This window comes from Kitasatospora sp. NPDC001175 (assembly GCF_053598215.1).
Genome location: NZ_JBSFJU010000037.1, coordinates 14,792 through 39,895 on the forward strand (window position 1 = coordinate 14,792; position 25,104 = coordinate 39,895).

Genomic DNA, 25,104 nt, shown 5'->3' on the forward strand with positions numbered 1-25,104 from the left:
ACCGGCCGTTCCGCGGGGTCCGGGTGCGCGTACGAGCCGACCGCACACCGTCCGACCACCCCTCAGCCGGAAAGCAGGCCCAGCCGCGATGACCCCCGAAGTGCCGCTCGTCCGCATCAGCACCGCCGATGCCGTCACCACCCTGGAACTCGACTCCCCGCACAACCGCAACGCCCTCTCCACACGGCTGATGGCCGAACTCGCCAAGGGCCTCGCGGACGCGGCCGCCGACCCGGCGGTCCGGGCGGTGGTGCTCGGCCACACCGGCAAGGTGTTCTGCGCGGGCGCGGACCTCTCCGAGGCGACCGGTGCCGATCCCACGGTGGGGCCGCGCGGCCTGGTGGACATCCAACGGGCCGTCATCGACTGCCCGAAGCCGGTGATCGCCGTGGTCAACGGCGCCGCCAGGGCCGGCGGTCTCGGCCTGCTCGGTGCCGCCGACATCGCCATCGCCGGACCGCTCTCCAGCTTCGCCTTCACCGAGGTCCGGCTCGGTCTCGCGCCCGCGGTGATCTCCCTCCCGCTGCGCCCCAAGCTGGACCCGCGCGCAGCCTCCCGCTACTACCTGACCGGTGAGGTCTTCCAGGCCGCCGAGGCAGCCCGGATCGGGCTGGTCACCGAGGCGGTGGAGGATCCGGAGGCCACGCTGAAGACCGTGCTGGACGCCATCCGGCTGGGCTCGCCACAGGGCCTCGCCGAGTCCAAGCGGCTGACCAACGCGGATGTGGTGGCCTCCTTCGAGCGGGACGCGGACGAGCGGGTCGCCCAGTCCGCGCGGCTGTTCGGCTCCCCCGAGGCCCAGGAGGGCATGCGTTCCTTCCTGGAGCGCCGGCCCGCCCGCTGGGCCCAGTAGCCCTGCGGTAGCCACGCGCCCGGAACCGGGGGCGCGAGGGGTGGGCGACCGGGGCCTCGGGTCTCAGGGCCGCCCGGCTCCTCGTACCCCCGGTGGCGTGGCCTCCCGGCGGCCGGCCGGCCAAGTCCTGTGATCTTGGTCCCTCCGCCATCCGGGGTGCGGCACCGGCCAGCTAGCGTTGGGCATATGTCGAATGTCCGTACGTTCCTGAACGCCACCCGCTCCCGAGGCCGCCGCGTGGCCGGTCGGCTGGTGCACCGGGGGTGGAAGTGGGTGCAGGGCGTGGGCGCGGTCTCCAATGACAACCCGGGCCCGTACCGGTTCCGGGAACTCGGCGACGGCACCAAGCTGGCGTTCCCGCTCGGCGCCGTGTTCAACGAACAGTGGATCACCATCGGCCCGTTCTCGATCATCGGCGAACGCGTGACCATCTCGGCCGGGTTCCTGCCCGGGCTGGACCTCGGCCCCGACCCGATCGTGCGGATCGGCGGCGGCTGCGTGATCGGACGCGGCAGCCACATCGTCGGCCACCAGTCGATCGTGCTCGGCGACGACGTCTGGACCGGCCCGTACGTCTACATCACCGACACCGCGCACTCCTACCACGACACCGAGCTGCCGATCGGCAAGCAGTGGCCGCGCAACGAGCCGGTCGAGATCGGCTCCGGCAGCTGGATAGGCACGGGGGCGGTGATCCTGCCCGGCGCGCGGATCGGCCGCAACGTGGTGGTCGCGGCCGGCTCCGTGGTCCGGGGCGAGGTCCCCGATTTCAGCGTGGTCGCGGGCGCTCCGGCCAAGGTGGTGCGCAACTGGACCGACGCCGACGGCTGGCAGCCGCCACTTCGGCACGAACCGCCCAACCCGATCCCGGACGGCATCACCGCCGAACAGCTCCGGGCCCTGGTCGGCTGGGACCTGCGGCTGCCCGGCGAGGGCGCCGGCGAACAGAGCTGACACCCGAGGGCCTCCGTACGCCCGGCAGCGGGTCGGGTGCCCGAACCCATACTGACCGGCTCGCCGCTGCGACGGGCCGGAAGGCCGGACTGCCGTTGTGACGGGCCGGAAGGCCGGACTGCCGTTTCCAGTCGGGGTGGAGGTGCCGGACGCGCCCGTGTCGGCACAGCTTCGGGTGGGAAGGGCCGTGGACCTGACCGGGCGAGCTCCGGTGCGGGTCGGCCCCCGTACTGGCGGCACCAGTCGGCGTACCGGCGTGCCGCCGGCGCCGACATGCCAAGACCGCGCTGCGGGCGAGCCGCTGGGCGACTGGATGGGAGCCCCGAGCGCTCGCTCGCCCGCTCAGCCGGCCCGGTGGAGCGTCACCACCGCCACCACGCCGTCCACCTGCAGCAGTTCCTCGCCCCGCTCCAGCAGGGCGGCGTCGTACCGGCCCAACCGGACGTCGGCGGAGCCGAGTTCGGCGGTCCCGGCGAGGCAGATCAGCAGGACGACGGCGGTCGGCGGCACCCGCAGCTCCCGTCGGCCGTCGGTGATCTCCACCTCGGCGGTCGCGTGTCCGCGCCGGGTCATGACGTTGAAGTCGACCACCGGTCCGTCGAGCAGACGACACCCGGTCTCCGCCTCGCCGGAGAAGGCGAACGGACGGTACGGCTGCGCGATGCGGTGCTCGGCACCGTCCACCGTCAGGGCCATACCGGCGCCCTCGACCACCGTGATCACCCGGTCCACGCCCTCGAAGCGGGAGAACGGGCCGCCGTGTGCCACGTCCGCGAGGCTCACCCGCCAGGCGAACTCGGTCAGCCCGGCGCCCGCCGGGAATCCGGCGACCTCGCGGGTCACCCCGCCGCCGTTCAGCCACGGCGTCGCGGCCCGTCCTTCGGCCAGCAGTACCTCAACCGTCATCGATCGTCCCGTCCTCGCAGGTCGTGCTCCCGAGCTCCGGAGTGACCGAGCTGCGGCGCTGTGGTGCTGTGGCGCTTGAGCGTTCAGTGCTCCGACGCCGCTGCACCGCCGTGTTCGCGGCTGAGCCTCTCACAGCCCCGTCCGGTCGCCGCATCCGGCCGGATGCTCGGCTCGCGGCAGGAGCAGGAGCAGGAGCAGGAGCAGGAGCAGGAGCAGGGGCAGGAGCAGGAGCAGGCCGGGACGAACCTCCCGTCGCACTCTGAGGCATGCCCGGCACGCGTTGCCGGGCTTCTCGCGCCAGCGGACGGTGGTGCCTGCCCAAGTCCTAGGCGGGTGCGGTGCGTTCGCGGGTACGCCGGGCACGGACGGCGACCGCGAGGAGACCGGTGAGAGCCGAGGTGGCGGCGACAGTGGTGAGGGCGATCGGCAGGCTGGTCGCGTCGGCAAGGAAGCCGATCACCGGTGGGCCGATCAGCATGCCCGCGTAGCCGAGGGTGGAGGCGGTGGCGACGCCCCGCGGGCCGCCGATGGCACCGGCCTGTGCGATGGCGAGCGGGAAGATGTTGGACAGGCCGAGTCCGACCAGGACGAACCCGGCGAGCGCCACGGGCACGTTCGAGGCGAGGGCGGCGATCAGCATCCCGGTCCCGGCGGTGAGTCCGCCGTACAGCACCACCCTGGTCTGGCCGAGCCGGATGGAGAGCCAGGTGCCCGCGATCCGTCCGGCGGTCATCGCGAAGGCGTAGGCGGCGAAGCCGGTCGCGGCCAGTCCGGCGCTCGCCCTGACGTCGTCGGTCAGGTGCAGGGTCGCCCAGTCGGCGAGCGAGCCCTCTCCGTAAGCGTCGCACAGGGCGACCAGCCCGAGCAGCAGGACCAGCACCCCGGCGGTGCGCGTGGGCATCGCGCTGCGGCTGCCGGTGGCTGAACCAGTCCTGGGACCACGCAGGTCGGCCGCGGCGGCGGGACCCGTCGAGTCGGGTCCGGCCGTCCTGGGCACGGGGCGCCTGATCGTGGCCGGGCTGCGCAGCAGGGCCGTGCCGGCCAGGGCGGTGACCAGCAGACCGAGCAGTCCGCTGAGACCGAGGGCCCAGGCTGTGCTGAGCCGGCCGGCGAGCAGGCCGCCGACCCCCGCGCCGAGCAGTCCGCCGAGGCTGTAGCCGGCGTGGAAGCTGGGCATCACGGGGCGGTCGAGCTCGGCGACGAGGTCGACGGCCGCGCTGTTCATGCTGACGTTCGCGGCGCCGTAGGCCGCGCCGAACAGGAGCAGGACCAGGCCGAGCCCGAGCACCGAGTGCATGTGCGCGGGCAGCAGTACGGCGAGGCTGAGCGCGACCAGTGCGCCGACGGTGGTCGGGCGGCTGCCGGACCTGACGCAGAGTCTGCCGATCAGTGGCATGGTGGCGACCGCTCCGGCGGAGATGCAGAGCAGGGCCAGGCCGAGTGCGCTGTGCGATGCGCTGACCTGGGCCCGGATGTCGGGGATCCGTACCACCCAGGCGGCGAACAGGAAGCCGTCGACGGCGAAGAACGCGGTGAGGGCGATCCGGGCGGGGGACCAGGAGCGGCTGGGGGCGGTGCCGGGTCCGGGTGCGGTGCCAGGTCGGCCGAACGGGGGATTCTGAGCTTCTGAACGGGCGCGGGTTTTGTTTAGGAGCGGCACAAAGTCAGAATAGGGGGGTGCCGCACACACCAACAAGTCAGTATCCGGCCGGTGACCCCCAGGGCCCCTCCGGCGCAGGCCGGCCGGTTCCCGGGGGGCAGCCGGGTCGCGAGGGGCAGACGGCCTGCGAGGGGTGGACGGGGCCCGTGGATCAGACGGCCAGAGAGGAGCAGTCCGGTCCCGGGGAGCGGGCGGCAGGTCCCGAGCGCCGTGCGACGGCCGGCGCGCATGCCGCTGCACGCGGCGGCGCGAGCCGTGACCCGCTCCTGGGCTCGCGCCCGCGCGGCACAGCCGATGTGCGACGTTCGGGAGCTTCGGACACGCGCAGCCAAGGGGTCACGGACGCGCGTCGCCAAGGGACCGCGGACACGCGCCGGAGTGTGCCGGACCGTGGCCGTACGCTGCTCGGGCCGGCGCTCGCGCTGATCCACACCGGCCGCGCGCCCACCCGATCCGCGCTCACCAGCGCGCTGGACGTGACCCGGGCCACCGCGGGCGCGGTGAGCGGCGAACTGGAGGCGCTCGGCCTGATCACCGTCGACTCCAGCCCGGCCGGCGGCGGACGGGGACGCCCCTCGCACCGACTGGCCATCGACCCGGCGGGTCCGGTGGTGATCGCCGCACAGATCCACGCGGACGGCCTGAGCGTGGCACTGGCAGGGCTCGGCGGCCGACTTGAGCCGCCGGTCCACCTGCCGCTGCCCTCCTCGACCGATCCGGTACGGCTGCTGCGCACTGTCACCACCGCCGGTGCCGGGCTGGCCCGCGCGTCCGGCCGCCGCTGTCTGGGCGCGGCGCTCGCGCTGCCCAACCCGGTGACCGAACCGGACGGCACCGCGCTGGCCGCACTGCACTTCGCCTGGCCGAGCGGCACCCCCGTCGCGGACCTGTTCGCGGAGGAGGTCCGCAAGGCCGACCTAGGTCCCGGCGTCCCGCGCCCGTTCCCGAGCGCCGTCGCCAACGACGCCAACCTGGCCGCGCTCGCCGAGCACCGCCATGGCGCCGGACGCGGGGCACGGCATCTGCTGCTGGTCACCTCGGGCCACCGGGGTGTCGGCGGAGCGCTGGTCATCGACGGCCGGCTGCACACCGGCAGCGCCGGACTGGCCCTCGAGGTCGGTCATCTGACCGTCGATCCGCTGGGCCGTCCGTGCCAGTGCGGCAACCGTGGCTGCCTGAACGCGGAGACCGATCCGGACGCCCTGTTCGCCGCCGCCGGCCGTACCCCGGACCCGGGCCGCCCGCTGTTCGACCAGGCCCGCGAACTGGCCCGGTCCGCCGCCGAGGACCCCGAGGCACTGGCCGTCGTCGAACGCGTGGTGGACCGCCTCGGCCTGGGGCTGGCCGGGATGGTCAACATCCTCAACCCCGACCGCATCGTGCTCAGTGGACTGCACCGCGACCTGCTCGCCGCCGCCCCGGAACGCCTGGCCTCGGTGGTCGCGGACCGCTGCCTGTGGGGCCGCAGCGGGCGGGTGCCGATCGTGGCTGCCGAGGTCACCCACGCGGGACTCGTCGGCGCGGCCGAACTCGCCTGGGAGCCCTACCTTCATGATCCGCAGGCGGTGGCCACGGCCTGACGCCGCGCCGCCCGCCGCCCGCTGCGCGGCGGCGGGCGAACGCTCAGGGATCCTCTCCCTGTTTTCCGATCTCCGCTCCTCCGGGAGCGCGGCGCGGAGCGGACGGTCGGCGGGGCGGAGCCGAGGCCGCGGGCATGGGCGGTGAGCGGGGGAGCGCGCGGGGCGCAGAGGTCAAGCGCAGAGGCCGCGCGTGGGCACCTGCTGTCGCGCTCCGTCACCGGCAGTGCGCCCCACGTGGTGGACGGCGTCAGCTGCTCCTAGCATGTCGTCTGCCGGTCCCGGTGCGGCCAGTCGGTCCGCGATCCCGGTAAGCCGTGCTTCCCCGCGCCGTCTCAGTGCGCTCGAGGTCGCTCTCCGGCAGGACGGATCCCAGATGATCAACAGGAGAAGCTTCTCCAAGGTGCTCACCATAGGCGCGGCATCGGTTACCGCCGGGGGTCTCTCGGCGGCGGCCGCCGATGCTCCGACCAGCGGCGGGAAGCCAGGTTCGGCAGGTCCGGACACGGCAGACCGAACCACGGCCGGTACGGCCGGTACGTACGATACGGCCGGTACGGCCGGTACCGCCGAGCAGGCCGGAGTTGACGCCGCGAAGCCGGCCACCGGGCTCGGGCCGGTCCGCCGCGTGCGCACCGACCTGCTCGACATCGCCTACCACCAGGCGGGGCCGGCCGACGGCAGGCCGGTCGTCCTCGGCCACGGCTGGCCCTACAGCCCGTACGCCTACCAGGAGGTCGTGCCCGAGCTGGCCGGCCGGGGTTTCCGCTGCTACGTGCCGTACCTGCGCGGCCACGGTCCCACCGTGTTCCGGCACCGGGCCACCGTCCGGTCCGGCCAGCAGGCCGCCCTCGGTGCGGACGTCATCGCGTTCATGGACGCGCTGGGCATCCGGCGCGCCATCCTCGGCGGATACGACTGGGGCGGCCGAGGCGCCTGCGTCGCCGCCGCGCTGTGGCCGGAGCGCTGTTCCGGGCTCGTCTCGGTGAACAGCTATCTCATCCAGGACCTCGATCCCTCGGTGATCGACCGACCGGACCCGCCGGACGTCGAATCCGCGCACTGGTACTACTACTTCCTCCTGACGAAGCGAGGTGCGGCAGGACTGGCGAAGAACACCAAGGAGTTCGCGCGGGTCGTCTGGAAGAGGAACTCGCCGGAGTGGCGGTTCACCGAAGCCGATCTCGACCGTGCGGCCCAGCTCTTCGAAAACCTGGACTACCTCGCCGTCGTGCTGAACTGCTATCGCACCCGGCGCCTGGCGGCACCGGGCGACCCCCGATACGCCGAGCTGGAGGCGCGCCTGCTGAAGCAGCCGCCGATCACGGTCCCCGCCGTCACCCTCGACGGCAAGGCGGACGGAAGCCTTCCGTGGACCGACGGGACCGCGTCGGCGCCGCACTTCACCGGACCCCGGGTACACCACGTCGTTCCCCACGCCGGACACAACCTTCCCCAGGAGGCGCCGAAAGCCTTCGCAGCCGCCGTCGTCGAGGTCAGCCACCTGGCCCCGACGACCGCGCGGGCGGTGTCGAAAACCGGTCCCGTGAAACGGAAGTACGATCCCGGGGAAGCGCCGAAGGTGTCCGGGATCCGGCTTTGACGACGGACCCGGACACGGCTGCGGCGACGGCAACCTGGCGCTTGCGGACCTGAACTCCGGTACGGTACGCGTTCGTTGGTGATAGGAACCGCCGAGGTCGAGGCCGTCCGCACCGTCCCGCGCCGCAGGGCCACCCGGACCTCGCGCGGTTCGCCGACGCGGGCCGATGCGCGACGACCCGCGCCGTCGTCATCCACGTGGCCGTCACCGCCGCCGTCGGCACCGGCACCCCGGACACCGGCCGTCCGGGACCAGGGCGGAGACTGGAGGCAGTGATCGACAACGGGCGGAGCACCACGCCCGGAGCAGGCGGCCCGGCCATGACCGGGTGTCAGGGGGAGAGCATGACCTCGCACGGCGGCACCGGCAGCGAGGACCGGCCGGTCGACCAGGCCGCCCGGTCCGTCGCGGTCTACACCGACCACGCCGACGACTACCGGGCCGCCCACGCGGCGAAGATGTCCGACCGGGCCGAGCGGTTCGCCGGCTCGTTGCCGGTGCCCTCGCTGATCCTCGACGCCGGCTGCGGCCCGGGCCGCGACCTGGCCCGGTTCATCGCCCACGGACACGTCGCCCGCGGTGCCGACCTGAACCCGGTGTTCGTCGCGATGGCGAGTGCCCACGCGCCCACCACCGTGGGCGATCTGCGCGACATCGGCAGTCGGTACCCGGACGGTACCTTCGACGGGATCTGGGCCTCCGCATCGCTCGTCCACCTCCTCGCGGCCGAAGCCGTGGACGTCCTCGGCCAGTTCGCCCGGTTGCTGCGTCCCGGCGGCAGACTGTACGTCTGCCTCAAGGCCGTCGGCCGCACCGGCTGGCTCGACGAGCCGGACGGCAGGCGCTGGTACACCGTCTGGGACCCGGAGGGGTTCGCCGCCGTCGTCGCCGATGCCGGGTTCACGGTCGAGGACGTGGACCGGGGTGTCTTCGTCGAGGTGTGGGCCACCCGCAACGGCTGAGGCGGGAGCGCGTTCCGAGGCGGGTCCGCCGTCCCCTTCACCGCGTGCGCGGGCGCACGATCGCTTGGGCAGCGCCGCGCCCCCGGAAGTGCTCTCTCCATCGTGGCGGCAGGGGAATCAGCCCGGCCGGGGCGGTGTTCGGGATCGGCATGACGATCTCTGCAGAGGTGCTGCGCTACACGGCATTCACCACCGACCCCGGCGGCGGCAACCCCGCCGGCGTGGTGCTCGACGCCACCGGCCTGGACGAGGCCGCCCGGCTCGCGATCGCCGCCGAACTCGGTTACTCCGAGACGGCCTTCCTCACCCCGGGCCCCGAACGTTCCTACACCGTGCGGTACTTCAGCCCCAAGGCCGAGGTGCCGTTCTGCGGACACGCGACCGTGGCCTCCGCCGTGGCGCTGGCCGAGCGGATCGGCCCCGGCCGGGTGGTGTTCGAGACCCGCGCGGGTACGGTCCCGGTCGATGTGACCACCGGCTCCGGCGGGGTCCTCGAGGCCACCCTGACGAGCGTCGAACCGTACATCGAGCAGGTCGCCGACGCGGACGTGGCGGAGGCGCTCGCGGCACTCGGCTGGCGCCGCGAGGAGCTGGACCAGACCCTGCCGCCGCGGATCGCCTACGCCGGGGCCCGCCACCTGGTCCTGGCCGTCGCGACCCGTCGCCGACTCGCCGACCTGGCCTATGACTTCGAGCGGCTCGCCGCCTTCATGACCAGGCTCGACCTGACGACCCTCCAGCTGGTCTGGCGGGAGTCGGCCGACACCTTCCACGTCCGTGACCCGTTCCCGGTCGGCGGCGTGGTCGAGGACCCGGCCACCGGTGCCGCGGCCGCCGCCTTCGGCGCCTACCTGCGGGAACTCGGCGAGCTGACCCCGACCGCGGAGTCCGGAGCCGCCGTGCTGACCCTGCACCAGGGTGTCGACCTCGGCCGCCCCGGCCTCCTGCGGGTCGAGCTGCGCCCGGGCGACCTGCGGATACGGGTCAGCGGCGCGGCGGTCCGGATACCGGATGGTGTAGCCGGGTAGGGCACGGGGCGCCGCAGCCGGTGACGCACTGTTCTCGCTCGGTGTCACCCGGCGTCTGATCGGCGAGTTCGCCGCCCGCTCCAAGGCTCCCGACCAGGTGGCGGCCGGACTGGACCGGCTCACCGACCGGGAACGCGAGGTGCTGGCGCTGGTAGGCACGGGCCTGTCCAGCGAGGACACCGCCCGCCGACTGGTGGTCAGCCCGCTCACCGGCAAGACCCATGTCAGCCGGGCCATGGTGAAACTCGGCGCCCGCGACCGGGCCCAGCTGGTGGTGCTGGCATACGAGACCGGGCTGGTCCGGCCTGGCTGGCTCGGCTGGCCGGCCCGGCCGCGGCACGGCTGACCGGGCCCGGTCGGCCAGGACCTGCTTGAGGGCCTCGGCCCACCTACGTGCCTCACGGACCAGGCCCACCGACACGGCTGACCGGCGCGACCGGCCGGTACGCCCGACCGGGCGCGCGTCGGCTGCTGCGTGCCCCCCGCACGCTCAACCGCCGGGCGCGGATCGGAAAACGGCGTATCGGACGGCTACCGCGTGCGCTCCTCCACCAGGCACAGGGCGTTGCCCTCGCTGTCCTTGAACCAGCTGCAGCGCATGCCCTCCGCCTCCGCGACACCGTTGACCGTCTTGAGCCCCGGCAGGTCGTAGTCCTCGAAAGCCACCCCGCGCGAGCGCAGCTCGGCCATCTCGGCGGCGAGGTCGGCTACCTGCCAACTCGCCAGCGTGTGCCCGGCCTTGCCGCCGTTGGGCGTCCGGTAGACCGAGAAGACGGTGCCTCCGCTCTCGAACCGGACCTCCTGCTCGGAGTCCAGCGCGAGCTTCAGGCCCAGGGTGTCGCGGTAGAACGCGGTGGCCCGTTCGAGGTCGGTGGCCGGGATCACGGCGTGGACGGGGGCATCGGTCAGCATCTCCACCACCTCCTCCTCCAGGCTAGGCAGTCCGGTGCCGCTACGCCCCGGGAAGTAGCGCAACTGCCGCTGCCCCTACGACGCGTGGCGGCCGCCGCGGCGGGATGCCCAAGGTGCCCGGGACCCAGGACCGACCCACGAGGAGATGGCCCCGATGACCACACTGACCACACTGCCGCTGGCCGCACTGCCGATCGCGGACCACGACCGCTGGACCGGCCCCGGCCCGTGGCTGCTGGTGATCCCGTTCTGCTGGCTGGTGGTGATCTTCTTCGCCACGTTGCTGCTGCGGCGCACGGTCGGGCGGCGACGCTGGGCCGCCTTCGGCGACAGCCCGCTCGCGGTGCTCGGCCGCCGCTACGCCCAGGGCGAGATCGACGCCGAGGAAACCGGGCCCGGCGCGCGGTGCTCCTCGAGCGGCCGGACAGACACGGCGGACGAGAGCCGGGCCACGGCAAGCAGCCGTAACGCCCCCGCGACACCTCCGGTCGGGGCCGGACACCCCCCGGCCGGACGCCTTCGGCCGGCCCCCCGACACCGCGATCGGCGGTCGCGGGCCGACAGGCCCGCCAACGGCAAGTCCGATAAGCGGAAGCTGGAACTCTTAAAAAGATTACTTTTCGTAGTCAATTGTTACACTCGGTTGGTCGTACCCATGGGCTTTTTGCCGAGTTTCCGCCGATCCGAGAGGGTGTGCAATGAGCATCGAGACGCTGGACGTGGACCGTTCCGACCTGGAGTACCGGGCCTGGCTGAACGAGGCCGTCCGCAAGGTGCAGGCCGATGCCAACCGCTCCGCAGACACCCACCTGCTGCGCTTCCCGCTCCCCGAGGAGTGGGGCATCGACCTCTACCTGAAGGACGAGTCGACCCACCCGACCGGTAGCCTGAAGCACCGCCTGGCCAGATCGCTGTTCCTCTACGGCCTGTGCAACGGCTGGATCAGACCCGGCAAGCCCGTGATCGAGGCGTCCAGCGGTTCGACCGCCGTCTCGGAGGCGTACTTCGCCAAGCTGATCGGTGTGCCGTTCATCGCGGTGATGGCCAAGACCACCAGCCAGGCCAAGATCGACTTGATCGAGTTCCACGGCGGCACCTGCCACCTGGTCGCCGACCCGGCCGAGGTGTACGAGGTGTCGGCCCGGCTCGCCGAGGAGACCGGCGGCCACTACATGGACCAGTTCACCTACGCCGAGCGGGCCACCGACTGGCGCGGCAACAACAACATCGCCGAGTCGATCTTCGCCCAGCTTCGCCTGGAACCCCACCCCGAGCCCACCTGGATCGTCGCCACCGCCGGCACCGGCGGCACCTCCGCCACCATCGCCCGCTACGTCCACTACATGCAGTACGACACCCTGATCTGCGTCGCCGACCCGGAGAACTCCTGCTTCTTCGAGGGCTGGGTCAGCCACGACCCGTCCGCCACCTGCGACCGCGGCTCCCGGATCGAGGGCATCGGCCGCCCCCGGATGGAACCCAGCTTCGTCCCCGGCGCCATCGACCGGATGATGAAGGTCCCCGACGGCGCCTCGATCGCCGCCATCCGGGTCCTGGAACACCAACTCGGCAAGAAGGCCGGCGCCTCCACCGGTACGGGCCTGTGGAGCGCACTGCGGATCGTCGCCGAAATGCGCGCCTCCGGTCGGCGCGGCAGCGTGGTCACCCTGATCTGCGACCCCGGCGACCGCTACCTCGACAAGTACTACTCCGACGACTGGCTGGCCGGCCAGGGCATCGACATCGCCCCGTACCAGGACGAACTGGAAGCCTTCCTCAACGGCACCGGCCTGCTGGGCTGACCCGGCACCACCGTCGGGAAGCGTCAACAGACCTACCGGACGCAGGCGTTCCGCCAACCCGCGTTGTCGACGGCTGGAGTGTCCAGCCCCGGTACCTCAACCGGTCAGCCGGCTCTACCTTCTTGAGCCAGGACGAGTTCCCGTACGTGCTCGCGGGCCACCGACGCCGCCTCGGCGGGCAGGCCCGAGTCCGTCACCCAGGTGTCGACCTCGGCGAGGGCGGCGAAGGTCGAGAGGCCGACGATGCCCCACTTGGTGTGGTCGGCGACGGCGATGACGCGGCGGGCGGAGGCGATGAAGTTCCGGTTCGTCTCCGCCTCGGCGAGGTTGGGGGTGGTCAGGCCCGCCTCGGGGGAGAGGCCGTGGGTGCCGAGGAAGAGCAGGTCGAAGTGGAGGGAGCGGATGGCCCGGTCGGCGATCGGGCCGACCAGGGCGTCCGAGGGGGTGCGCACGCCGCCGGTGAGGACCACGGTGGCGGCCGGGGCGCCGGTCGTGCGCTGCGCCCGGTCGAAGACGTCGGCGACCCGGACTGAGTTGGTGACCACCGTCAACTGCTCGATCTCGGTGAGGTGCTGGGCCAGCGCATAGGTGGTGGTGCCACCGGAGAGCGCGATGGCGCTGCCGGGGGTGACCAACTCGGCGGCGGCCTGCGCGATCTGCTCCTTGGCGGAGAGTTCGAGGACCGACTTGGCCTCGAAGCCGGGCTCGTGGGTGCGGGCCTCCTCGACCATCACGGCGCCGCCGTGTACCTTCTCGATCACGCCGCTCCGGGCCAGCGCGTCCAGATCCCGACGGATCGTCATGTCGGAGACGTTCAGCTGCCGGGTCAGCTCGTTGACCCGGACGCCGCCGCGCCGCCGGACCTCGTCGAGGATCAGCGCGCGCCGCTGCTCGGCCAGCAGATTGCCGTTGTCGGCCACGTGTCCACACCTCCCGTTGGCTCGTCCGCTGCCATCCTCGCAGACGCCCCGGACAGCCCGTCGGCCGGTCGGCAGGTGCACCGGGTCGGACGCGGACCGCAGGCAGGTGGGTCGGCAGATCGGTGGAGCAGCGGGTCCAGCCAGCCGCCCGGTCGCCCGTCAGCCGGGCAGGTCCGCCGGGACCAGCAGTTGGAGCTCCTCGGTGGACGGGTCGGGGAGCTGGGCCACCCGCATCGCATGGCGCTCCACCATGGTCTCGAAGACCAGCCGGGCGGTGCGGCCGTTGCCGAAGCCGGGACCGCGCTCCAGCGAGCCGAAGTGGTCCAGCAGGGCGGACTCGGCGGCCTCGGTCAGGGCGTACTCGTGCTCGGCGCACTGGGCCCGGGCGATCTGCAGCAGCTCGTCCGCCGAGTAGTCGGGGAAGGTGACGGTGCGGGAGAACCGGGAGGAAACACCGGGGTTGGTGGACAGGAAGCGCTCCATCTCGGCGGTGTAGCCGGCCACGATCACCACCACCTCGTCCCGGTGGTCCTCCATCAGCTTGACCAGGGTGTCGATCGCCTCCCGGCCGAAGTCCCTGGCACCGTCCTCGGGCGCCAGCGAGTAGGCCTCGTCGATGAAGAGCAGCCCGCCCCTGGCCCGGTCGAAGGCGGCCTGGGTGCGGATCGCGGTGGAGCCGATGTGCTCACCGACCAGGTCGACCCGGGCCACCTCGACCAGATGACCGCGCTGCAGCACCCCGAGCGAGGCCAGGATCTCGCCGTAGAGCCGGGCCACGGTGGTCTTCCCGGTGCCGGGGGAGCCGGTGAAGACCAGGTGGCGGCGGAGTGAGGGCGCCTTCAGCCCGGCCTGCTGACGCCGCCGGCCGACCGAGATCAGGTCGATCAGCGTGCGGACCTCCTGCTTCACGGTGGCCAGGCCCACCAGCGCGTCGAGTTCGGCCAGCGCCTCGCCGGCCGGGCGGCAGTCGGGAATCGGCGCGATCCGTGCGGCCGAGGCAGCCGACGCCAGTGGCACGGGGGCGGTCTGCGCCACGGCCCGGCCGACGGCCCCAACCGGGGGCACGCTGCGCGGCGCCGGGACGTCCGCAGTCGAAGGCACGTCGTCCGAGACGCACCCCTCGGCGACCGGCCCGGGCTCGGAGAACTCGAAGCCCGCCCGGCCGTTCTGCTCCGCCCGGCAGCGGGTCAGCACGGTGCGGCAGCCGTCGATGATGTGGAAACCGAAGCCCCTGCCGTGTGAGACCCGGCAGTCCTCGAAGACACCGCGCCCCTGCGCCGAGACGTACACGGCGGCGTCCTCGCTCTCCCGCACGGTGCACTCGCGCAGTTCGGGGTCGGCGCCCTTGGTGACGATCACACCGGTGGCCACCTCGGAGATCTCGCAGCCGGTCAGCCGCCCGCCGCTGCCGTGGTCGCGGAACCACAGGCCGGTACCGGCGTCCTGGATCCGGCAGTCGGAGAGGTCGACGGTCGCGCCGCTGCTGACCGAGACGGCCGAACTGCGGATCCGGCTGAACGAGCAGTCCTTGGCGCTCGCACGCGAGTCCCGGTCCAGTACGAACAGGGCGTCGGGGAGGTCGTGCAGCGAGCAGTCCACCAGGGTGAGCCCGGCGCCGTCGCTGACCCAGACGGCGGGGTAGTCGCCGTCACTGCTGTGGATCTCGGTGGCGAGCGCCTCGGCACGGGTGCCCTGGTCCCAGATGGACAGCGCGCCCCGCCCGAAGTCCCGGACGGTGCTGTGCTCCAGCACCAGCCGGGAGCGGCCGCGCAGGTCGGCGGCGTTCTCCGGCAGGTCGTGCACCCGGCAGCCGGTGAGGGTGAGCTCGGCATCGGTGTCCAGGGTGAGGCCGTTGCCGGAGACCCGGCGGACGGTGCAGTCGACGAGCCGGCCGACCGCCTGGCCCTCCGCCTGCACACCGCTGCCCCGGATCTCGTAGACCTCGCAGCCGGTCAGCTCGGCGCTGCTGCCCGGGTCGGCGAGGAGCAGCCCGGCGCCGCTCGCGTGGTGCAGCCGGCAGCGGTCCAGCGTGGCGCTCGAGCCGCCGAGGACGGCGAGCGCGGCCTGCCCGGCCTCGGCGAGCTCGCTGTCCTCGATCACGGCGGCGGCCTGCGCGCGCACCCGCATGCCGAGGCCCGAGGGATTGTGCACGGTGCAGCCGCGCAGGGCGGCGCGGGCCCGGTCGGCGACCTCGACACCGGCCGAGGAGCGCGCCGTCACCCGGCAGCCGACCAGTTCGGCGGCGGCCTCCGGGCCGGTCACCAGTACGGCGGGGGCGGAGAGTTCGCTGCCCTCGACCACCAGGTCGCGCACCGTGACGGCGGCCGTGATCAGCAGCGCGACCCCGCCGGGCGGATCGATCCGGACGGTGCCCGGGCCCTCGGCGGCGACCAGGGTGACCGGCTTGTCGACCACCAGGCCCTCCCGGAAGGTGCCGGGACGGATCGTCAGGGTGTCCCCGGGTTCGGCCACCGCGAGCGCCTCGCCCAGCGTCTGGTAATCCCCGGCGCGCCGCCGCCACCGAGAGGCGCTGTCCTGCGTGACCCGGACCCTGTGCTCACCCATGACGAACCGTCATCCCACCTTCATCGAACCTGCCCGCCCCGTGCCCACGGTAGCGTGCCCGGCCCGGGCCCTCGGACGCTCACCGAGGACAACGAGCGAGCGGACCCCGGGTGCCGGTGCCACAGCCTGCCACGGTCAGCGCTGGTCCCTTCCGGTCAGCGCCGGTCCGGCTCCGGACGCGGACCCTCCTCCAGTACGGTGACCTCGTCACCGAGCCGGACGGTGCCGAGCAGGTCGCCCGACACACCCTCCGGGCGGTCCGGGATCAGGTTCTGGCCGAACACCAGGCTCTTCCCGAAGCGGCGGTACTTGGCCAGCGTCCGCAACGGCTCATGGAAACGCTCGCCGGTCTCCTGGTCGGTGGTGGTGATCACGCACCGGCCGCAGGGCTTGACCACCCGGAACGTCAGCTCGCCGACCCGGATCCGGCGCCAGCCGTCCTCGGCCCATGCCTCGGTGCCGGAGACCACCAGGTTGGGGCGGAATCGCTCCATCGGGAGCGCCGCACCATTGACCTCGTCCCCCGGGTGTTCGGCGGCGATCAGCTCGTTCAGCGCGGCGAGCGAGGCCGTGGTGGTGAGCAGCAGCGGGAAGCCGTCGGCCATCGACACGGTCTCGCCCGGCTCGGAGTACTCCGGGCTCACCGCGCGGCTGCGCGGATCGTCCAGGTGCAGCAGCCGCACACCCGGGAGCCGCTCGCCGAACCACCGCTGCGCCTCCTCGCCCGCCGGCGCCGCCTCGAAGACCGAGCCGAAGATGTCCGCGTTGACCCGCTCGGCGCCCGCGGCGCCCGACGGCGCGACCACCACCAGGTGGGCACCGTCCGGACCGGTCACGGTCAGCGAGCCGTCCTCGCCGGGCAGCACCTTGAACCGGCCGACGGCCGGGTTCTCGCGCTGGGTGTACGCCTTGCCCCGTTCGTCGACCAGCATCCACCGGCGGTCGCCCGCCAGGCCCCAGGGTTCGACCCGGGCGCTCCCGGGGCTCAGTCGGTAGGCGGACTTCAACGGGTGGATGTGAAGTGCGGTGAGCTGTGGCATGTCGACATCCTGCCAGCATCAGTAGTGCATATGTGCGAGGGCCGTCCCCATCGCAGGCATGCTGCGATCGGGACGGCCCTCGCGGACGACCCTTGCCCTGCCGGGCCCGGCGCCCTCGTTCGCCGGGTCCTGTGGTTCTCGGGGTGCTACTCGGTGGGCGCGCGGCCGGTCAGAAGGCGTTGGCCTGCAGGCCGGCCTGCGGGTTGGCGAACTGCTGGCCCAGGCCCTGCTGGTACTGCTGCTCGCCGTACTGCGCCGGACGTTGCGGCTGGACCGGCCGCACGGGCGCGACCGGCGCGGCGGGGCGGAACTGGTTCCCGCCGATGCTCTGGTCGGCGAAACCCTGCTGCGCCTGGCCGCCGAACGGCTGGCCGCCGAAGCCCTGCCCGCCGAAGCTCTGGCCGTTCGGCCCGCCCTGGCCCGGCAGGCCGCCGGAGGGCTGCCCGCCGAAGCCCTGCGGGGCCGACGCGAAGCCGTTCTGACCGCCGAGACTCTGGCCGGCCTGCGGCTGGAACGACTGGGCGGGGACGGGAACCACCGGCCGCTGCGACGGCAGGACCGGCTGCACACCGCCGTAGCCGGGTGCGGGCGGCTGCGGCGCGGCCGCGTACCCGGCCGGGACCGGGGCCGCCTGTGCGGGCAGGTACGCGGTGGCGGGCCCGCTGCCACCGGAGCCCGGGCCGAGCGCGAGGCGGGCCGGAGGCAGCGCGGGCAGGTTGCCCGTCGGGCCGTCAAGGCCCTGGGTCCCGAAGCCCGGAGTCGGGAGACCGGGAGTCGGGATCGCCGGGGCGGGCAGGCCGGGGGCGCCGAAGCCCTGCGCGCCCGGGCCGTAGCCGGACGCGCCGTAGCCGGACGTCGAGGCATAGCCGGACGGGAGGGCGGGCGGCAGTGCCGCCGGCACGTTGATCGGGGCGATCTGCGGCACCCCGCGCTCTGCGACGAGGCTGTCGTAGATGGGCGTGCCGGAGGAGAAGGACGGAGAGGGGTAGCCGACTCCGTCGTAGGAGCGGGGCGAGGTCATGGGGCATACCGTAAGCCCAACTGTGCCTGCTGAGGAGACTGGAAGGCCCAGGAGTTCGAGTGTTTACAGAGTCTTCGCTCGCACAAACCGCTCGAACTTGCTTAGATCCGACATTTTGCTGGTTCAGATTCGGCCAATCCGTCGTCTGATGGACAGTCGAACAGCGGACGAACGCCACCTTCCGGACGTAATCCAGTGTGCTGGTCGCGAACCGAGGGCGTGCGGAGGTCGTCGGCAAGCCCCCGGCGCCCGTACCCTGGTCACAGGGCGCGGATGCCGGGGGCTGAGCGCTCGTCAACAGACGTGCGCCGAGGTCAGCGGTTCTGCGCCGTCTGGGCCGGCACTCCGGGCTGACCGGCGAGCTCCGAGGTGCAGTGCGCACAGCGGGTGGCGGCGACCGGGACCGAGCTCAGACACGCGGGGCAGTCGGTCTTGGCGACCGGGATGTCCTTCGCCGGGTAGAAGCGGTCCTGCAGCCGGCCGACCGGCACCACCACGAAGAAGTAGATCACGGTGGCGATCAGCACAAAGCTGATCAGCGCGTTCAGGAAGGCGCCGTACGGGAAGGTGGTCCCCGCGACCGAGAAGTGGTTCTGGCTGAAGTCGCCCACGGCACCGGTCGCGACTCCGACCAGCGGGGTGAGGAAGGCCGTGACGAACCCGGTGACGACGGCGGTGAAGGCTGCACCGATGACGATGCCGACGGCCAGGTCGACGACGTTTCCGCGCAGCAGGAAGCTGCGGAAACCCTTGAACACCGGGAACTCCAAACTCGGGGCGGCCAGGGGAGCGGGGCCGACGGGCCCGGCTGACGATCCTGCCGATCCAACACCCTTGTGGTCCAGCTGAGTTCACCTGAACTGGCTAACCGTCGCAACTCTGTCCCGGCTTCGAACGAGGGTCCCGGCCCCAGGGGCGACCGGGTGGGAGGCCGCGCCGCGGGAGTGAGGGCGTCAGGTGCCGCACTGCCGCCACGGCCCCGGAGGCGGGTACTGCCGGGGAGCCGCCGTGCGGAGCTGGACGGACATGCGGGCCGAGGCGCTTTCAAACTGCTCTGATCAGGTGAATGACCCTCAACGCCCCGACCGGTGGCTGGCCGGTCGCTCTCCGTGACTGGCAGGGTGACGTCCATGAACCCTCTGCTGCGCACCGCCGCCCTGCTCGCCCTCGCCGGTGGACTGCTCACCGGCCCCTCCGCCGCCGCCGCCCCCGAAGTCCCGCACGACGGAGCCCAGTTCGCCCACCTCGACCACCCGCGACCGGTCCGGGCCGTGGAGCGCCGGGAGGCCGTCGAGTTCTTCTGGTACGGCTGCCCGCACTCCTACCAGCTGGAGCAGCCACTGGAGCAGTGGGCTGACCGGCACCACGGGGACGTGACGCTGCGCCGGGTCCCCGCAGTCTGGTCCGGCGGGCCCGACGAGCGGGCCCAGCTGGCGCACGCCCGGCTGTACTACACCCTGGAGAAGCTCGGCGAGGTGGACCGCCTGCAGCTCGCCGCCTTCCGCGCCGTGCGGGACCAGGGCGAGGACCTGGCCGGTGAGGAGCAGGCCGCCGACTGGGCGCGGCGTCAGGGCCTCGACGCCCGGGCGTTCCGCGCGGCCTACCGCTCGCCGGAGGTCGACCGGGCCACCAGGGGTGCGTCCGACCTGCTGGTCAGGTACGAGGTGAAGGAGGTGCCGACCGTCATGGTGCGGGGCGGCCGCTTCCGTACCTCGCCGAGCCGCGCGGGCGGCGTGGAGCGGATGCCGGAGGTCCTGGACGACCTGATCGCCCGGTCCTGAGCGCCGCGCCCCCGGCTAGCGGGCGGTGCCGGTACCGCCCGTGCCCGGGTCGGCCGTCCGCCGCAGCGCCAGGGTGACGAACCCGAACGTGCCCCGGTAGCCGCCGAGCCACTCCGCGCGGTGCTCGGCGGCCACCGCCGCCGCCTCCGCGCTGTCCGGGGCCTCGGGGTGGTCCAGCGCCCAGGCCGCGAGCGAGCCGGTCCAGCAGAACTCGTAGTCGTCCCACTCGGACCGGCTGCTGACATGCCCGTACACCGGCGTCCACCCGGCGGCCGTGACCCGGTCGACGGTGGTCGCCAGGTCGTCGTAGTCCGTGGCGGACGCTCCGCCCAGGCCCGCCAGTGCGGCCTCGGTCGGCTCCCGCTCCCAGAACCCCTCGCCGACCAGCGCCACGCCGCCCGGCGCCAGCTGCCGGTCGATCGCCGTGAGCGTCGGCAGCAGACCGCCGAAGGCGTGCGTCGAACCCACGCACAGCACCGCGTCGAAGAGCTCCGGATGGTTGAACTCGCGGGCGTCCCGGTGGTGCAGCCCGATCCGCTGCGACACCCCGAGCACAGCGGCCGCCTGCTGGGCCCGGGCCAGGCCTCGGGCGTCCAGGTCCACGCCGACGGCGTGCAGCTCCGGCCGCGCGGCCAGGGCGCGCAGCAGCCAGGCGCCCTCCCCGCAGCCGAGATCCAGCATGCGCCGGGCACCGGCACCGAGGACGCGGTCCAGCAGCCCTCGCACCGACTCGTCGGAGAGCGGCGCCGCGATGGGGTGTTCGGCGTGCGCGATACGGGAGATCAGATGACGGTCCATCGGGAAAGTCTGCGCCGACACGGCCCGGTTGTGAACCGAGTTTCGTCGAACCGCGTTCCGCCCGGCTCCCGGAGCGGCGCCGCCCGTCGTCGGCACCGCTCTCACCGGTACGTCCGGCCCTTCCATGCCGCGCCCCGGCCGCGCCAGTGCTGGACCGCCGAGTCCACCGTCATCATCAGGTAGAGCAGGGCCGTGAACGGGAGCAACAGCGCGGACCAGGCGGGCTGCCGGTAGTAGCGCAGCATCGGCAGGAAGGTGCCCGCCATCAGCGCCCAGGCCGCCCCGCCGGTCGCGGCGAGGCCGGCCCGCCCGGTGGACAGGCCGGTCAGCAGCGCCGCCGGCGGTAGCAGGTAGACCAGTCCGAGCCCGGCCACCGTGCCGGCCAGCAGCAGGGGCGAGTGCCGCAGCTGGGTGTACGCGCTGCGCGAGACCATCCGCCACAGCTGGGCCAGTCGCGGGTACGGGCGGACGCTGTCCACCTGGTCGGCCAGCCCCAGCCAGGTGCGGCCGCCGGTGGACTTCACCGCGCGGGCCAGCGACACGTCGTCGATCACGGCGCCCCGGATCGCCGCGATCCCGCCCGCCCGCTCCAGCGCCTCCCGCCGGACCAGCGAACAGCCGCCCGCCGCCGCTGCCGTCCGGGCCCCGGGACGGTTGCTCCAGCGGAACGGGTACAGCTGCGCGAAGAAGTACACGAACGCCGGGACGATCAGCCGCTCCCAGCCGGTGGCGACCCGCAGCCCGGCCATCTGCGAGACCAGGTCCAGCCCGTTGCTCTCGGCGGCGGCGACCAGGTCGGCGACCGAGTCCGGACCGTGGGCGATGTCCGCGTCGGTGAGCAGTAGGTAGTCGACCTGACCGGCGAGTTCGACACCGTGCCGCAGTGCCCAGAGCTTGCCGGTCCAACCGGACGGCAGCGGGGGAGGTGTGGTGACGGTCAGCGGCAGTCCGCCGGTCTCCGCGAGGTGCCGGGCGAGCGCGCCCGTGCCGTCGTCACTGTGGTCGTCCACCAGGATCACCCGCGCCCGGCCCGGGTACTTCTGCGCCAGCAGACTCGGCAGGCTCAGCGGCAGCACCTCCGCCTCGTCGCGTGCCGGGACGACGATCGCCACCTCGGGCCGGCGGCCGGGCGGCCGGCGCGGTGGCAGCCGCTGATCCGTCCGCCAGAACCTGCCGTGGCCGGCGGCCAGATAGAGCCAACCGAGCAGGGACACCACCGACAGCCAGCGCAGTACGGTCACCCCGGCAGTCTGCCCCACGGGTGGCGCCCGCCCACCCCCAACCGGCGATCGCGTTCTCGGTGTGGCGCGCACCCGGGAGTCCTGGGCCCGATGCGGCCAGGTGCCGCTCCGGCGTCGGCCTGCCGAAGGCCCGGGCCGTCGGGGACGGACGGTGGGTCAGAGGCGTTCCCCGAAGCCTCGGCGCGGAGTCCAGTAGAGTCGTGCCCTGTGAAGATCGCACTGATGGACTCCGGAATCGGCCTGCTCGCCGCCGCGGCAGCCGTGCGACACCTGCGGCCCGACGCGGACCTGGTGCTCTCCTCCGCCCCCGACACCATGCCTTGGGGCCCGCGCACACCGGAGGACGTCACGGCGCACGCCCTCGCCTGCGCGCGGGCCGCCGCCGCACAGCGCCCGGACGCCCTGGTGGTCGCCTGCAACACCGCCTCGGTACGCGCCCTGGAGGCACTGCGGGTCGAACTGGAGCCGGACCTGCCGGTGATCGGCACCGTACCGGCGATCAAGCCGGCCGCCGCGGGTGGCGGCCGGGTCGCGATCTGGGCCACTCCCTCCACCACCGGCAGCCCGTACCAGCGCCGGCTGATCGAGGAGTTCGGCGGAGCAGCCGAGGAGATCACCGAGATCGCCTGCCCCGGACTGGCCGATGCCATCGAGCACGGGGACGACGCCGCCATCGACGCCGCCATCGCGAACGCCGCCGCGCGCACCCCCGCCGGCACCGACACCATCGTGCTCGGCTGCACCCATTACGAACTGGTCGAGGACCGGATCCGGGCCGCCGTCGGCCAGGGCGCCCCGGGACCGGTCTGCTTCGGCTCCGCCGTCGCGGTCGCCGCCCAGGTCCTGCGGCGGATCGGTTCCGCCGCGTCCACCACCGGCGGTGGCACCCTCACCGTCCTGCACAGCGGCCGCGTCACCGAGCTGCCCGCCGCCGCCTCGAACTACGCCCAGGGCCGGGCACTGGTCGCCCCCGTCCCGGCCGCGGGCTGAGCGCCCGTCCCGAGCTCGGCCGAGCACTTGCTCCCGGCCGGCCGCGCCCGGCGCGTCCCGGCCCGCGGGCCCCGGGTCACTCCCCGTCGGGGTGCCTGCGCCAGCGCTGCACCGCCGGTTCGAGCCCCGAGAGGATGGTGTCGAACCGGCGGGTCGAGGTCGTCGAGTCCACCTGCAGCCGGCTGATCCGCAGCGGATGGACCGGCAGCCGGGGGCCGAGCCGGTGGTCGGAGAGGAAACCCAACCGGTAGCCGAGCCCGCGCAGCACCGAGTCCGCCCGGGGCTCGTACCCGCCGTTGGGGTAGGCGAAGGCCGTCGGCGGCTCGCCCAGCCACTGGGTGAGCGACCGGTGCGCGCCCACGATCTCGGCGGCGACCGTCGCGTCGTCGCACCGGCTTAGACACGGGTGGCCCATGGTGTGGTTGCCGATCGCGACCTTCGCCGCCCGCAGCGCCCGCAGATCCTCCGGAGCGAGCTGCTCCTGGCCGGGCGGACGGCGCCTGGCACTGACCCGCAGCTCGTGCAGTGTCCGCCGGCGGTCCGGATCGGGCAGCGCCTTCAGCCGCGCCAGCAACTGGTCGGGACGGCCGCTGGTCGACAGCGAACGCGCCTGACCGCCGTGCTGGGCCAGGAACGCGGCCTCGTGCCACCAGAACGGGCGGTCGGTGCCGATCAGCTCGGCGATCACGAAGGCCGCCGCCGGGATCCGCCGCGCCGCGAGCGCCGGCAGCGCGTGCGTCAGCACCGTACGGTCGGCGTCGTCGAAGGTGATCAGCACACTGCGCGGCGGCAGTGGCCGGCCCTCGGAGATCGCCCGCTCCACGGCCTGCAGCGAGACCGGCGTCGCGAGCCGGCGCAGCCGGTCCAGCTGGGCGCCGAAGGAACGCGGATCGGTCACCCCGTGGTACGCGAGCACGGCCAGGCGCTGCGCCGCGCGGGCCCGGAAGAACGGCTGGACGGGGGAGAAGCGCAGCCAGCCACCCCGGTCCCGCTCGGGCTGGGGAGCGGCGGGGAGGACGGCCGGCGATGGGCCGCCGGGGCGGGTGCTGACGGTGGTGGATTCGGGATACGGCACAGGTCCCCCTCGGTCGCCGATGCGGCGTGGTGGCGCCGCCGGAGCGCCGTCACAAGGCCTCCGGCACCAGGGCGCGGCGGCTCCGCACCCGAGATCTCCGGCCCGCGACGGGGGGACTCCCAACCCTCGCCGGGGACGGTCCTGGATGGTCCAGCTGATGCAGTGGTCTGGCTGACGCGGTTGAAGCGGGCGGGTGGGTCGGATCGGTGGTGTGGCTCGGTCGATGTAATGGAGACCACTCGGGCCCGCGGATGGTTGTACGGCGGCCAATGGATTTTTACGGCGGTGCGAGGGACGCTCAAGGGGCGCGCTGCAGCTCATCGGGGCTCATACGGGGGCGCGTGGCGGCACTCGCGGCCGCGCTGGACGCGCCGGGCTCCGGCAGGGCTGGGGTCGGACCGCGCCGGACTCCGACGGGGCGCCGGCAGGGGCGCGCTGCCGCCCCAGCGGTGGACCGCCGGGCCGAACGGACCGGGTGGGCCGAGCCGCTCGGGTATACCGTGGGTGCCATGGGCGAGACCCAACGTGAGCAGCCGGGCGGCCGTCTCGCGCGGCTGGTCGGCGGCTGCGCCGTGGAGCGGCACCAACTGCTGATCAGTGCGGTCGGCGCGGCCTGCGTCGCTGCCGGGATCGTGGTGGCGGTGCTGGTCCCCGAGAGCGACGGACCGGCCTGGGCGATGGCGGTGGCCGGCTGCCTGGCGGCAGGCGTGCTGCTGCTCACCCGGGTGGCGCTGGCCCTGTTCCGGAGCACCGGGCCCTGAGTCGTGCCTCCTGGCCGTCCCGTGGTTGCGGGAGGCACCTGTTGCGCAGGAGGCGGATGGGGCGTCAGCGGGCTCTCGGTGAGTTCGGGGGAGCGCCCGGCGCGTAAGGTCTGCCCATGGCCATCCCTCCATTCCTCGCCGATCTCCGTTCCTTCGTCGGCACCCGGCCGCTCTGGCTCTCCGCCGTCACCGCGGTGGTCGTCGACGAGCAGGACCGGCTGCTGCTCAACCTCAGGTCCGACACCGGCCGCTGGGCGCTGATCGGCGGCATCCTCGACCCGGGGGAGGAGCCCGCCGACGCGATGGTGCGGGAGTGCCTCGAGGAGACCGGAGTGACGGTGCTGCCGGAGGCGCTCACCTCGGTGACGGTCTCCGAGCTGCAGCAGTACCCGAACGGGGACCAGGCCCAGTACCTGGACCTGACCTTCCGCTGCCGTCCGGTGTCGGGCGAGGCGCGGGTGAACGACGACGAGTCCACCGAGGTCGGCTGGTTCCGGCTGGACGCCCTGCCCGAGCTCGACGAGTACACCCGGCGCAGGATCGACATCGCCCTGGCCTTCGACGGCGCGACCGCCTTTCGCTTCGCGGGCGCCTAGCGGTTGCTCCGGTTCCAGGACGCCCAGCGGTTGCTCCGGGCGGTGGCCGTCGGCGGGGC

At 73.4% G+C, this 25,104-nt stretch carries 22 protein-coding genes and 1 pseudogene; 12 read left to right on the forward strand and 11 right to left on the reverse strand.

Annotated features, from left to right (window positions below; genetic code table 11):
* Positions 1–88: 88 nt before the first annotated feature.
* Positions 89–853, forward strand: coding sequence for an enoyl-CoA hydratase family protein (locus ACWDAK_RS24585; protein WP_344640081.1), 765 nt, complete (start codon positions 89–91; stop codon positions 851–853).
* Positions 854–1,039: 186 nt separating this feature from the next.
* Entirely contained in the window at positions 1,040–1,807 is a 768-nt protein-coding gene (locus tag ACWDAK_RS24590) for an acyltransferase (RefSeq protein ID WP_344640080.1), read from the forward strand.
* A 342-nt stretch (positions 1,808–2,149) separates the two neighbouring features.
* Here ACWDAK_RS24590 and ACWDAK_RS24595 read toward each other — a convergent pair whose 3' ends face one another.
* Both ACWDAK_RS24595 and ACWDAK_RS24600 read right to left on the reverse strand, forming a co-directional pair.
* A complete protein-coding gene (locus ACWDAK_RS24595; RefSeq protein WP_344640079.1) occupies positions 2,150–2,713 on the reverse strand; it encodes a HutD/Ves family protein in 564 nt (187 codons plus the stop codon).
* A gap of 325 nt (positions 2,714–3,038) precedes the next feature.
* Positions 3,039–4,373, reverse strand: a complete 1,335-nt coding sequence (locus tag ACWDAK_RS24600; protein ID WP_425557824.1) for an MFS transporter — start codon at positions 4,371–4,373, stop codon at positions 3,039–3,041.
* A gap of 380 nt (positions 4,374–4,753) precedes the next feature.
* Between ACWDAK_RS24600 and ACWDAK_RS24605 the strand changes: the two genes are divergently transcribed.
* From ACWDAK_RS24605 to ACWDAK_RS24625, 5 genes and pseudogenes are all read left to right on the forward strand, one after another.
* Positions 4,754–5,953: an ROK family protein gene (locus ACWDAK_RS24605; protein ID WP_344640078.1), complete on the forward strand. Its 1,200-nt coding sequence runs from the start codon at positions 4,754–4,756 to the stop codon at positions 5,951–5,953.
* A 373-nt stretch (positions 5,954–6,326) separates the two neighbouring features.
* On the forward strand, positions 6,327–7,553 hold the full coding sequence (locus ACWDAK_RS24610; RefSeq protein WP_427394670.1) for an alpha/beta fold hydrolase: 1,227 nt from the start codon (positions 6,327–6,329) through the stop codon (positions 7,551–7,553).
* A 344-nt stretch (positions 7,554–7,897) separates the two neighbouring features.
* Positions 7,898–8,515: a class I SAM-dependent methyltransferase gene (locus ACWDAK_RS24615; protein ID WP_344640076.1), complete on the forward strand. Its 618-nt coding sequence runs from the start codon at positions 7,898–7,900 to the stop codon at positions 8,513–8,515.
* 149 nt (positions 8,516–8,664) lie between these two features.
* The gene (locus ACWDAK_RS24620) at positions 8,665–9,543 is read left to right on the forward strand and encodes a PhzF family phenazine biosynthesis protein (RefSeq protein ID WP_344640075.1); all 879 of its coding nucleotides are present in this window, start codon (positions 8,665–8,667) and stop codon (positions 9,541–9,543) included.
* 4 nt (positions 9,544–9,547) lie between these two features.
* Positions 9,548–9,889, forward strand: a pseudogene (locus ACWDAK_RS24625) (response regulator transcription factor); the annotation flags it as partial.
* Positions 9,890–10,074: 185 nt separating this feature from the next.
* Here ACWDAK_RS24625 and ACWDAK_RS24630 read toward each other — a convergent pair.
* Entirely contained in the window at positions 10,075–10,455 is a 381-nt protein-coding gene (locus ACWDAK_RS24630; protein ID WP_427394677.1) for a VOC family protein, read from the reverse strand.
* 698 nt (positions 10,456–11,153) lie between these two features.
* On the opposite strand from ACWDAK_RS24630, the gene ACWDAK_RS24635 reads away from it, so the two are divergent.
* Positions 11,154–12,257 (forward strand): PLP-dependent cysteine synthase family protein, encoded by a 1,104-nt coding sequence (locus ACWDAK_RS24635; RefSeq protein WP_344640073.1) that lies wholly within the window; start codon positions 11,154–11,156, stop codon positions 12,255–12,257.
* A 104-nt stretch (positions 12,258–12,361) separates the two neighbouring features.
* On the opposite strand, the gene ACWDAK_RS24640 is transcribed toward ACWDAK_RS24635, so the two are convergent.
* From ACWDAK_RS24640 to mscL, 5 genes are all read right to left on the reverse strand, one after another.
* Positions 12,362–13,177 carry a DeoR/GlpR family DNA-binding transcription regulator gene (locus tag ACWDAK_RS24640; protein ID WP_344640072.1) on the reverse strand — a complete coding sequence of 272 codons (816 nt, stop codon included), beginning with the start codon at positions 13,175–13,177 and terminating at the stop codon, positions 12,362–12,364.
* Positions 13,178–13,336: 159 nt separating this feature from the next.
* A complete protein-coding gene (locus ACWDAK_RS24645) occupies positions 13,337–15,742 on the reverse strand; it encodes a right-handed parallel beta-helix repeat-containing protein (RefSeq protein ID WP_344640071.1) in 2,406 nt (801 codons plus the stop codon).
* 155 nt (positions 15,743–15,897) lie between these two features.
* Positions 15,898–16,782, reverse strand: coding sequence for an MOSC domain-containing protein (locus tag ACWDAK_RS24650; protein WP_427394669.1), 885 nt, complete (start codon positions 16,780–16,782; stop codon positions 15,898–15,900).
* A 169-nt stretch (positions 16,783–16,951) separates the two neighbouring features.
* On the reverse strand, positions 16,952–17,803 hold the full coding sequence (locus ACWDAK_RS24655; protein WP_427394668.1) for a DUF6643 family protein: 852 nt from the start codon (positions 17,801–17,803) through the stop codon (positions 16,952–16,954).
* Between the two features lie 314 nt (positions 17,804–18,117).
* A complete protein-coding gene (gene mscL / locus ACWDAK_RS24660; RefSeq protein WP_427394667.1) occupies positions 18,118–18,561 on the reverse strand; it encodes a large conductance mechanosensitive channel protein MscL in 444 nt (147 codons plus the stop codon).
* Between the two features lie 372 nt (positions 18,562–18,933).
* Here mscL and ACWDAK_RS24665 point away from each other — a divergent pair, with 372 nt between their 5' ends.
* Complete coding sequence (locus tag ACWDAK_RS24665; protein ID WP_344640067.1) at positions 18,934–19,584, forward strand: DsbA family protein; 651 nt, start codon at positions 18,934–18,936, stop codon at positions 19,582–19,584.
* A 15-nt stretch (positions 19,585–19,599) separates the two neighbouring features.
* Here ACWDAK_RS24665 and ACWDAK_RS24670 read toward each other — a convergent pair whose 3' ends face one another.
* Positions 19,600–20,382 (reverse strand): SAM-dependent methyltransferase, encoded by a 783-nt coding sequence (locus tag ACWDAK_RS24670; RefSeq protein ID WP_344640066.1) that lies wholly within the window; start codon positions 20,380–20,382, stop codon positions 19,600–19,602.
* A gap of 101 nt (positions 20,383–20,483) precedes the next feature.
* Positions 20,484–21,623, reverse strand: a complete 1,140-nt coding sequence (locus tag ACWDAK_RS24675; RefSeq protein ID WP_344640065.1) for a glycosyltransferase — start codon at positions 21,621–21,623, stop codon at positions 20,484–20,486.
* Between the two features lie 207 nt (positions 21,624–21,830).
* Here ACWDAK_RS24675 and ACWDAK_RS24680 point away from each other — a divergent pair, with 207 nt between their 5' ends.
* Positions 21,831–22,613, forward strand: a complete 783-nt coding sequence (locus ACWDAK_RS24680) for a glutamate racemase (RefSeq protein WP_344640064.1) — start codon at positions 21,831–21,833, stop codon at positions 22,611–22,613.
* 76 nt (positions 22,614–22,689) lie between these two features.
* Here the strand turns inward: ACWDAK_RS24680 and ACWDAK_RS24685 are convergent, their stop codons facing one another.
* Positions 22,690–23,688 (reverse strand): polysaccharide deacetylase family protein, encoded by a 999-nt coding sequence (locus ACWDAK_RS24685; RefSeq protein ID WP_344640063.1) that lies wholly within the window; start codon positions 23,686–23,688, stop codon positions 22,690–22,692.
* A gap of 509 nt (positions 23,689–24,197) precedes the next feature.
* Here ACWDAK_RS24685 and ACWDAK_RS24690 point away from each other — a divergent pair.
* Together ACWDAK_RS24690 and ACWDAK_RS24695 are read left to right on the forward strand one after the other, a co-directional pair.
* On the forward strand, positions 24,198–24,449 hold the full coding sequence (locus ACWDAK_RS24690) for a hypothetical protein (RefSeq protein WP_344640062.1): 252 nt from the start codon (positions 24,198–24,200) through the stop codon (positions 24,447–24,449).
* A 116-nt stretch (positions 24,450–24,565) separates the two neighbouring features.
* Positions 24,566–25,045 carry an NUDIX hydrolase gene (locus tag ACWDAK_RS24695; protein ID WP_344640061.1) on the forward strand — a complete coding sequence of 160 codons (480 nt, stop codon included), beginning with the start codon at positions 24,566–24,568 and terminating at the stop codon, positions 25,043–25,045.
* Positions 25,046–25,104: the final 59 nt, after the last annotated feature.

What these genes read in the sequence shown, in the direction of transcription:
- ACWDAK_RS24585 (WP_344640081.1), top strand. Translation starts at nt 89, where the DNA reads ATGACCCCCGAAGTGCCGCTCGTCCGCATCAGCACCGCCGATGCCGTC.
- ACWDAK_RS24590 (WP_344640080.1), top strand. Translation starts at nt 1,040, where the DNA reads ATGTCGAATGTCCGTACGTTCCTGAACGCCACCCGCTCCCGAGGCCGC.
- ACWDAK_RS24595 (WP_344640079.1), bottom strand. Translation starts at nt 2,713, where the DNA reads ATGACGGTTGAGGTACTGCTGGCCGAAGGACGGGCCGCGACGCCGTGG.
- ACWDAK_RS24610 (WP_427394670.1), top strand. Translation starts at nt 6,327, where the DNA reads ATGATCAACAGGAGAAGCTTCTCCAAGGTGCTCACCATAGGCGCGGCA.
- ACWDAK_RS24615 (WP_344640076.1), top strand. Translation starts at nt 7,898, where the DNA reads ATGACCTCGCACGGCGGCACCGGCAGCGAGGACCGGCCGGTCGACCAG.
- ACWDAK_RS24620 (WP_344640075.1), top strand. Translation starts at nt 8,665, where the DNA reads ATGACGATCTCTGCAGAGGTGCTGCGCTACACGGCATTCACCACCGAC.
- ACWDAK_RS24630 (WP_427394677.1), bottom strand. Translation starts at nt 10,455, where the DNA reads ATGCTGACCGATGCCCCCGTCCACGCCGTGATCCCGGCCACCGACCTC.
- ACWDAK_RS24635 (WP_344640073.1), top strand. Translation starts at nt 11,154, where the DNA reads ATGAGCATCGAGACGCTGGACGTGGACCGTTCCGACCTGGAGTACCGG.
- ACWDAK_RS24645 (WP_344640071.1), bottom strand. Translation starts at nt 15,742, where the DNA reads ATGGGTGAGCACAGGGTCCGGGTCACGCAGGACAGCGCCTCTCGGTGG.
- ACWDAK_RS24650 (WP_427394669.1), bottom strand. Translation starts at nt 16,782, where the DNA reads ATGCCACAGCTCACCGCACTTCACATCCACCCGTTGAAGTCCGCCTAC.
- ACWDAK_RS24655 (WP_427394668.1), bottom strand. Translation starts at nt 17,803, where the DNA reads ATGACCTCGCCCCGCTCCTACGACGGAGTCGGCTACCCCTCTCCGTCC.
- ACWDAK_RS24665 (WP_344640067.1), top strand. Translation starts at nt 18,934, where the DNA reads ATGAACCCTCTGCTGCGCACCGCCGCCCTGCTCGCCCTCGCCGGTGGA.
- ACWDAK_RS24670 (WP_344640066.1), bottom strand. Translation starts at nt 20,382, where the DNA reads ATGGACCGTCATCTGATCTCCCGTATCGCGCACGCCGAACACCCCATC.
- ACWDAK_RS24690 (WP_344640062.1), top strand. Translation starts at nt 24,198, where the DNA reads ATGGGCGAGACCCAACGTGAGCAGCCGGGCGGCCGTCTCGCGCGGCTG.
- ACWDAK_RS24695 (WP_344640061.1), top strand. Translation starts at nt 24,566, where the DNA reads ATGGCCATCCCTCCATTCCTCGCCGATCTCCGTTCCTTCGTCGGCACC.